The sequence below is a fragment of the Ruegeria sp. CDSB136 genome, from assembly GCF_059610965.1.
Genome location: NZ_JBXWOP010000002.1, coordinates 310,687 through 319,039 on the forward strand (window position 1 = coordinate 310,687; position 8,353 = coordinate 319,039).

Below are 8,353 nucleotides of genomic sequence, written 5' to 3' on the forward strand. Positions count from 1 at the left end.
GATCACCGGCGAGGGCGAGAGGCGTGGAACACCTTGAAACGGTTGTCACCGGCGACCTCTTCAACTTGCCTGAAACAGTCTGACAACGTGGCCTCATAGGGCAGATGCCGGTTTGCGACGATCCACAGTTCGCCATTGCGGGTCAGGTTGCGTGCTGCCGCCTTGATAAAGTCCTGGCCCAGCGCAGGTTCAGCGCTTCTTCCGGTGTGAAAGGGTGGGTTCATTATCACCGTGTCCAAGGGCTCGGGCGCTTTCCACGTCACGGCATCAGCCCAATGAAAATACGCAACCCGAGAAGTCACGTTAGAGCGGGCGCAGGACAACGCTGTATGATCGGCCTCGACCACATGCAGCGTGCGAACTTCGGCTCGTTCCAGCAGTTTGGCCGAAAGAAATCCCCAGCCCGCGCCGAGATCGGCAACCCGAGGCCCCGGATTTTCAGGCAGTACCTGCGCCAGCAATGCCGATGCCGGATCGATACCGTCAGCCGAAAAGACACCGGGGGCTGTTAGATAGCCGTCAGCGTGCTGAACTTCCGGCGCGGCCCAGTCGGAAAAGGTCGATTTGTCGGACTGGAACCAGAAAATCTTGCCATGCGCCTTTGCAATCGGTCCCTCGACTGGCACCCGTTTGCGAACGTCTTTGAGAATGCTGTCAACGCCATTCGTTTTGCCGCCGTCGACGACGATCCTACCGCTGGCACGGTGACACGCCTGATGAATCATGGACCGGGCAAGCGCTTTGGCGCGTGGCAAAAAGACAATTGCGTCCTCGCACGGTTCCTCAGATGCCGGCGTGACATCGAAACCCAACGTCGCGAAATGGTCGTGGAAGGGTTTGAAGGGCTGAACCACCTGAGTTCCGCGTGGCAGAGCGGAAAGATTGCAATCCGGCGAAGGGCCGATCACGGTCAGCGGCTGCGACAGCACCAGACCGCTTTCCAGAGCAAGATCAATACGTGACGTCATGTGTGATACCGGCAAGAGGTCCGGCTCGGAGCATCAGGCCCGGCCGCTTTTGCTTACTCTTCTCTTTCCATGGTGCATTGCAGGGGGTGTTGGTGCCTGCGGGCGAAATCCATTACCTGTCCCACTTTGGTTTCGGCGATCTCGTGGCTGAAGACACCCACGACGGCAACACCCTTCTTATGGACCGTCAGCATGATCTCGAACGCCTGTGCATGGGTCATCCCGAAGAATCGCTCCAGTACATGCACCACAAATTCCATCGGCGTGTAGTCGTCGTTCAGCAGCAGAACCTTGTACAATGGCGGACGCTTGGTCTTGGGGCGTGTCTGCACAAGAACCGACGAGTTCGCATCGTCGTCCGATTGGTCAGACATCATCCATTGGTAATGCAGCATCGCGTTTAACAATTCGATTCAGGCTTCGGTTTATCTGAGCGCTTATATAACGTCGTTGGCGTCAGAGGAAAGAGCAAGCGGACGTATCGGAATGCATGAAAAACTGACCACCATCGGCTTCGATGCAGACGACACACTGTGGCACAACGAGCGATTCTTTCAGCTCACCCAGGCCCATTTCGCGGATCTGCTGGCCGATCACGCGGACCGCGATCACTTGATGGATCGCCTGTTGGCTGCCGAAAAGCGGAATACCCGGCACTATGGATACGGTATCAAGGGCTTTACCCTGTCCATGATCGAAACTGCGATCGAAGTGACCGAGGATCGGGTGCCCGCATCCGTCATTCGGCAGCTTATCAATGCGGGGCAAGAGATGCTGGCCCACCCGATCGAGCTTTTGCCGCATGCACAGGCCGCTATCGAAGGTGTATGTGAAACCCACCGTGTGGTTCTGATCACCAAGGGAGATCTGATCGATCAGGAAAGGAAACTGGCACAGTCGGGATTGGGCGATCTGTTTGATCACGTGGAAATTGTCTCGGAAAAAACACCCGAGGTTTATCGTGGGATTTTCGAACAGCATGGCGATGGTCCGCTGGCTTCGATGATGGTCGGCAACTCGATGCGGTCGGATGTCGTTGCGCCAATTCAGGCCGGCGCATGGGGCGTTCATGTACCGCACGGGCTGGTTTGGGAGGTCGAGCAGGCCGAAACCCCCAGCGACAATCCGCGATTCCACGAGCTTGCCGATCTGGGCGATCTGGTCGATCTCGTCAGGGGTCTGACCTGATGTTGCCAATAGGTCTCAGTTTCATAAATTCTTGATCTACCGTGACCAAACCCGAGTTCGGGGTATGCATCTAGTGGGCGGATTTGGTCGCGCCGCTACATATTGGGGTTTTGTTAGGCGTCACGAATGGGCGAATTGCCCAGCTTTCGGTTTATTTAGCGACAGCCCTGTGCTAGCCTTGTTGCCAACAAAATAAATGAAGCCGACCGGGAAAACCCGGCGGTGCGAGGCAGACAGAGGCAAAGATCGTGCAGATTCGGCGGACAGTTCCAGCCCGAATGGGCTTATTCCTTACAGCACTGTTGTGGTTACTTGTTTTTGTGCCATTGCAGGCCATTGCAGCACCCTACGCGGCGATGGTGATTGATGCGCGCACCGGTGAGGTTCTTCATTCGCGCAACGCCGATACGCGCCTTCACCCGGCCTCTCTGACCAAGATGATGACGCTATACATTGCGTTCGAGGCGGTGCGTAACGGTGAAATCACGCTGGATACGCCGGTTCGGATCACCAGCAAGGCTGCTTCCGAGCCGCCTTCAAAACTGGGCCTGCGGACCGGACAAACCATCGCGTTCCGCTATCTGATCCGCGCAGCCGCAGTAAAATCGGCCAATGATGCGGCCACGGCCATCGGGATTACTCTCAGCGGGTCCGAGGCAGCCTTTGCCCGCCGCATGACGCGGACGGCCAAGGCGATGGGGATGAGCCGCACGACCTTCAAGAACGCGCATGGCTTGACCGAGTCGGGTCATTTGTCGACAGCCCGCGACATGACAACGCTGGGGCGCCATCTGCTTTATGATTATCCGCAGTACTATAACCTGTTTTCGCGTCAGTCGACGCATGCGGGCATTAAGACCGTGCCCAACACCAACCGCCGGTTGCTGGCTGCGTACAAAGGCGCGGACGGGATCAAAACCGGATACACACGGGCTGCGGGCTTCAACCTCGTTGCATCGGCCAAGCGCAAGGATGAACGGATCATTGCAACTGTCTTTGGCGGCAAGTCGGGCGCGTCGCGCAACGCCAAGGTGGCCGAATTGCTGGACATGGGTTTCCGCCGGGCTCCGTCGCGCGCGCCAATTCGCAAACCCGCACGTCCCACCTATGCAGGAAACGCCGGACTGGGCAGTACAACACAGGTCGCCAGCCTTGTAGGCGCGCCGGAAAAAAGCCTGCGACCGGTCCTTCGCCCAACCGCTGGTGGTGCGGTGCAGGTGGCAGGAACCGTCGCCGAAACAGCAGCCGAGAACGGAGAGCGTATTCAGGACGGGATAGCGGCAGCGATTGCGGCGGCAGATATCGCGCCGACCGCACCTCCTGTCGAAAATTCGGACACGCGTCCGGCGCTTCGCCCGGACAATCTGGTTTTGGCGTCGGCCGAACCTGCAAAGGAGCCAGAACCCGAGCAGGAGGTCGTTACCCGGCTGTCTACTTCAGGTGGGCATCTATGGGGCGTGAACGTGGGACGCTACACAACTCGGTATGAAGCTGAGAAGATTCTGCTGAAAACGGCGCTGTCGGAGATGACCACGCTGGAAGGCACGTTGCGCAAGGTGAACCAAAGCTCGCGCGGGTTTGACGCCACCTTTCAGGGCATGACCCGCGAACAGGCCGATCTGGCCTGCCGCCGCCTTCAGGCGCGCAATGTCACATGTTTCATGATCGGGCCATCATAAGGCCCGGCATATTCTCTCCTGGATGGGTCTGGGCTGCGAGTTCCTCTCGCAGCCTTTTTTCAGTCGAATACGTGGCCGTGTTCGTATTGTTCATCCTGACCGGCGGCGGCTGTCAGGGCAGCGACGTTGTCCTTGGTGAAGAACCCGTCATACTTGTGGCAGCGTTCGATATACTCGGTGATCAGCAATGTATTCTTCGAGTGTTTCGAGAAGATCTGTTTAAGGTTTGGGTCGTCTTTGCATTCGCCCACCACATGGGCCAGAAACGGTACGCCCTTGTCCTTGAGGGTGTTCACCACGAAATCGACGTTCTTTTCACCAGCGCCGTGATCGCCATCCAATATTTCGACGGCCATGTGATGCAGGCGGCGTCCGAAATTGCGGACAAAATCCTCGGTCGGCATCGGCAGCTTGGCAAATGAATTCACGAATGACGGTGTGTTGTTGGCCGTGAACACCTTGGCAGGCGATTTCTTGTCGTCATCGACATTGGCGTTCCGGTTCACATTCGTGGACGAATTCATGTCAAAGATGTTGTACGCCCCCCAGAAATAGTAGGGAACCATGGTCAGAAACTCGAGGATCGCATCTTCCCGCTCACCGGCCAGAACACGGGTGGCCAGATGGTCGAACCCCAGCATCAGGGGACCGATCTTGGTGTCTTCCGCGAAGGCCGCCGCCTCATGCAGAAGCTGCTTCTCGGCGTCGCTCAACAAGACGCGGTCGCCCAGGCCAAGGCTGTCGGGATCATTGAAATCATGTGAGGAATAGCCGACCCGGTTGCAGGTGAAATCCGACGGGGTGGTAAAGCGGAATCCGTCCAGCGTGTAAAACGGGTTCTCGGTATCACCGCTATATTCAAATCGGATGTACTGATCTTCCAGCGTTTTGCTCAGATCATTCAGGTCCGAGGCCGCGAATACCTCACCCACGTAGCGGGTTTGCGGTGTTTTGCGCGCCAGAGGGTACATGCGGTTGATGCGGGGTATGAAATCCTCGAACGTGTCGCTCAGCGGCGCCATGATGATCAGCGACGGATATTCGGGATGAGAGTGCATTACCGCGAATTTGTGCGTCGCCCCAAGATAGCTTGCCGAGTGGCGATACGGCGTCATCACGTAAAGTTCGACCATCGTGTCGAACAACGCATTCGGTTCAACCTGAATGACAATCGCCCGCATTGGTCCGACCTGATCAGCAATTCCGGAACTGGTTCGCCGCTCATAAATCATTGGCAGATACTCAGCGAAAAATTCGGAATTCTTCTTGTCGCCTCTGGGCTGATACGACATCAGGTCGAAAGACATTTGTGTGCCTCCTTGCGAGAAAACAGGCTGCGACGGTATTGGCCGGACCAACCATCGCGAATTACGTTGTTTTAATTACAGTATTCAGAACATGCACTTGCGCACATGCTAGGGGCTGACCGGTGATCGGGCAACAGTAAGATACTGGGGGCAGATGGTTGCGAAGACCTGTCTATCTGGTGAATTTTGTGACCTCGACCCCGCCGTCAATCAGGTTCTGGCGTACCGAGCGGGCGATCTGAACAGCGGTCGGTCCATCGCCGTGCAAACAGATCGTGTCGATCGAAGTTTCCAGCCGCTTCCCGCTTTCGGTGATGATTGCGCCCTCCCGGATCATGTTCAGAATGCGTGGCCCGGCGATGTCGGCGTCGTGAATGACGGCTCCGGGCAGGCTGCGGTCGACCAGAGTGCCATCATCGTTGTAAGCGCGATCGGCGAAGATCTCGCCCACCCAGTTGCAGCCCAGTTCGCGCACGGCTTCTTCCTGCCGGGTTACTGCCAGAACCATTATGATGATGTCGGGGTCCACGTCCAAGGCACCCTGATAGCAAGCCCGCGCCATGTCTAGATCGACCGAGCACATGTTGGCCAGCGCGCCGTGCAGCTTCAGGTGGCGTACATGGGTCCCCACCGCTTTCGCCACCCCAATGGCGGCGCCCAATTGATACCGCACCAGATTGCGCAGGCTGGCATGCGGCACTTTCATGTTGCGCCGTCCGAAGCCCTGAAGGTCCGGGAAGCCGGGATGCGCGCCGATGCCGACGTCATTTTCAGCGGCAGTGGCCATTGCTTTTGCCATCACATCCGGATCGCCTGCGTGAAAGCCGCAGGCTATATTGGCCGAGGTGATGATCTTTAGAAGGTTCTCGTCGTCCCCCATTTTCCAGGGTCCAAAGCTTTCACCCATATCGGCATTCAGATCAACGCGGGGCATCGGCATATCTCCTTAGTCGGTGGCAGAGACGACTCCGCCGATTAATTGGTAAGACAACAGGTCGGCGATGTCATGCGGATCGCGCACAAGTGCCTCGACACGGCCCGGCAGGCGCGCAAGTTCAGATTGGTAAGCGGCATGCAGGTTCAGGGCCTCGTCCACGGTGACAAACAAAAACCGGATTTTTCCACCCGCCGGGGTCTGCGCAGCGCGCGGCAAATCGCATGGTAGAACGGTAGCGATACGCGGGTAACCTCCGGTGGTCTGGCACTCGGGCAGCAGAATGAACGGGTTTCCAGTGCCGGTCATCTGGATGTCGCCGGGCGTAATGACCTCGGACAGAATATTGAGCTGACCTTTGGCGGCAAAGCCTTCGCCATCACTCTCCAGTTGCATGCCCATCCGATTGGCCCGCGTGCCCCGCTGGAACTCGGTGGCGGCAAAGCGGTCCAGGGTTGCATTGTCAAACAGAGGGGTCTGAAAACTTCTGACAACGCGCAGTACGCCACCCGAAAACCGATCATCGGGGCGCAGTTTCATCCCAGTATTGCCGTTGTCAGATCCAGCGACCAAAACATCGCCAGGCTGCAATGGTTGCCCGATCCTGGCGGTCAGGTGGGTCGAGCGGGACCCAAGAAAAACCTCGGCATCAACGCCACCGCCCAGATGCAGGTAGCCATAGTTGCCTTGAAGCGCCGCCCCGATTACCAATCGCTGCCCGGTCTCCAAACTGTGCGAGGCGTGCCACGCGACGGCGCTGCCATCAATGCTGGCCTGCATCGGTGCACCGGTCAAAGCGATGCGAATGGTCTGGGTGGCTTCGAACTCCCCCCCGGTCCCCGCCAATTCCAAAGCTGCACATTCCGGGCTTTGCCCCAACAGGGCCGCGCCTTCGTGCAATGCAAGATTATCGGCGGCTCCTGACCTTGAAAGACCTTGATCCAGATAGCCAGAGCGTCCCTGATCCTGGAGCGTGCAAGACGGGCCAATGCGATGGACGATCAGACTCATCAGACAATCTCCTGACAGGTCGCGCCACCTGTGCCGTCACTGTTTGTTGCCTGAATATGTTCCAACTCCTTACGTGAGACGGGTTCGAATTGCATTTCGTCCCCAGGATTCAATGCAAAGCACGGATCGCTCTCGGGCCGGAAACAGCGAAAGGCAGTCTGCCCCACATGCCGCCATCCGGTCGGCGTTGGGCCGGAGAACAGCACGAACTGCGAGATTGCCAGAACCAAAGCCCCTTCTGGCACCATCGGGTTCAAATCCTTCAGTCTGGGAATGTTGAACTCCGGACCCAATGGCCCGAGATATGGCTGCCCCGGTGCAAAGCCGATTGTCAGCACACGAACCCGGGACTGGCCAAGCCGATGAATCGCTTCACTTGCTGTCAGCCCGGCCGCCCTGGCGGCGTCCTCCAGTTGGGGTGCCAGTTCCGTGCCAAATACCGTTGGCACTCGCCACAGCTTGCGGCCCGAAGGCAAAGCAGCATTGTACCAGTCGTGCTGTTTCAGAAGCGCTTGGACGCGAATCTCCAACTCACGATAGTGCAGGCGTAACGGATCGAACCGAATGTAGACCGATGCAAGAGAGGTCGATGTTTCGCACACACCTTCCCAGTTCCAGTTTTCAACTTCTGTCCGAAACGCCAGCGCTGCACGATTTGACCGTTCTGTCATGGTATCGGCGTAGGTCACCAGAATGCCGTCAAGGCCGACGGTTCGAACCATTGGGAAAGGATCAACGGTATTCATGTTTTTCCAAAGCCAGCACAGTTTCAGTCGCCCGGGAACCTGACCGCATCTGACGTGCGTGTGCAAGTGTTTGGCTGGATGTATCTCCGGTTATCGCCTGCTGGCAAACAAATGGGTGCGGGAAATCGATCACCAATGTGCCTTGTTGTGTGAATCGTATCGCCAAACTTGGCGATTCAGACACGGAAAGACCGGCGACTCGCACAATCCGAGTCGTGGCTTCTTGTGTAGTGTATCCACGTAGCCTCTATATATTGTGTGCTGGTGCTGGTCCCCGTACGATTCCAACAAAGGGTTCCGCCTGCTAACCGTGATGAGGGTATGGATTCTAGGGCAGTATGGCATCTTATAATATTGATATTATTTCAGAAAATCGCCCTTCGCAAAAAATTTCCGCAGAACGTGTTTTTTCACTTGCGGCTGATAAGTGTTATGCTTAGAACCCCCTTCACCGGCGCTGCTGAGGCGGTGCTGACGGGTCGGGGAGACGGCCTGACGGACTGGAAAGACGGTTGAGACG

General features: G+C 57.2%; 8 protein-coding genes. 2 read left to right on the forward strand and 6 right to left on the reverse strand.

Annotated elements, in window-relative coordinates:
- Positions 1-2: 2 nt before the first annotated feature.
- Both AC2FIR_RS04015 and clpS read right to left on the reverse strand, forming a co-directional pair.
- Entirely contained in the window at positions 3-968 is a 966-nt protein-coding gene (locus AC2FIR_RS04015; protein WP_496761935.1) for a class I SAM-dependent methyltransferase, read from the reverse strand.
- A 53-nt stretch (positions 969-1,021) separates the two neighbouring features.
- Positions 1,022-1,363: an ATP-dependent Clp protease adapter ClpS gene (gene clpS, locus AC2FIR_RS04020; protein ID WP_170614437.1), complete on the reverse strand. Its 342-nt coding sequence runs from the start codon at positions 1,361-1,363 to the stop codon at positions 1,022-1,024.
- A 91-nt stretch (positions 1,364-1,454) separates the two neighbouring features.
- Here clpS and AC2FIR_RS04025 point away from each other — a divergent pair, with 91 nt between their 5' ends.
- A complete protein-coding gene (locus AC2FIR_RS04025) occupies positions 1,455-2,156 on the forward strand; it encodes an HAD family hydrolase (RefSeq protein WP_496761937.1) in 702 nt (233 codons plus the stop codon).
- Positions 2,157-2,434: 278 nt separating this feature from the next.
- Positions 2,435-3,835, forward strand: a complete 1,401-nt coding sequence (locus AC2FIR_RS04030) for a D-alanyl-D-alanine carboxypeptidase family protein (protein WP_496761940.1) — start codon at positions 2,435-2,437, stop codon at positions 3,833-3,835.
- Between the two features lie 59 nt (positions 3,836-3,894).
- Here the strand turns inward: AC2FIR_RS04030 and AC2FIR_RS04035 are convergent, their stop codons facing one another.
- From AC2FIR_RS04035 to AC2FIR_RS04050, 4 genes are all read right to left on the reverse strand, one after another.
- Entirely contained in the window at positions 3,895-5,142 is a 1,248-nt protein-coding gene (locus tag AC2FIR_RS04035) for a hypothetical protein (RefSeq protein WP_496747953.1), read from the reverse strand.
- A gap of 172 nt (positions 5,143-5,314) precedes the next feature.
- Positions 5,315-6,076, reverse strand: coding sequence for a LamB/YcsF family protein (locus AC2FIR_RS04040; protein ID WP_496761943.1), 762 nt, complete (start codon positions 6,074-6,076; stop codon positions 5,315-5,317).
- A gap of 12 nt (positions 6,077-6,088) precedes the next feature.
- Positions 6,089-7,087, reverse strand: coding sequence for a 5-oxoprolinase subunit C family protein (locus AC2FIR_RS04045; RefSeq protein WP_496747957.1), 999 nt, complete (start codon positions 7,085-7,087; stop codon positions 6,089-6,091).
- Complete coding sequence (locus AC2FIR_RS04050; RefSeq protein ID WP_496747959.1) at positions 7,087-7,833, reverse strand: 5-oxoprolinase subunit B family protein; 747 nt, start codon at positions 7,831-7,833, stop codon at positions 7,087-7,089. The genes AC2FIR_RS04045 and AC2FIR_RS04050 overlap by 1 nt, the downstream gene beginning before the upstream one ends.
- Between the last annotated feature and the right edge of the window lie 520 nt (positions 7,834-8,353).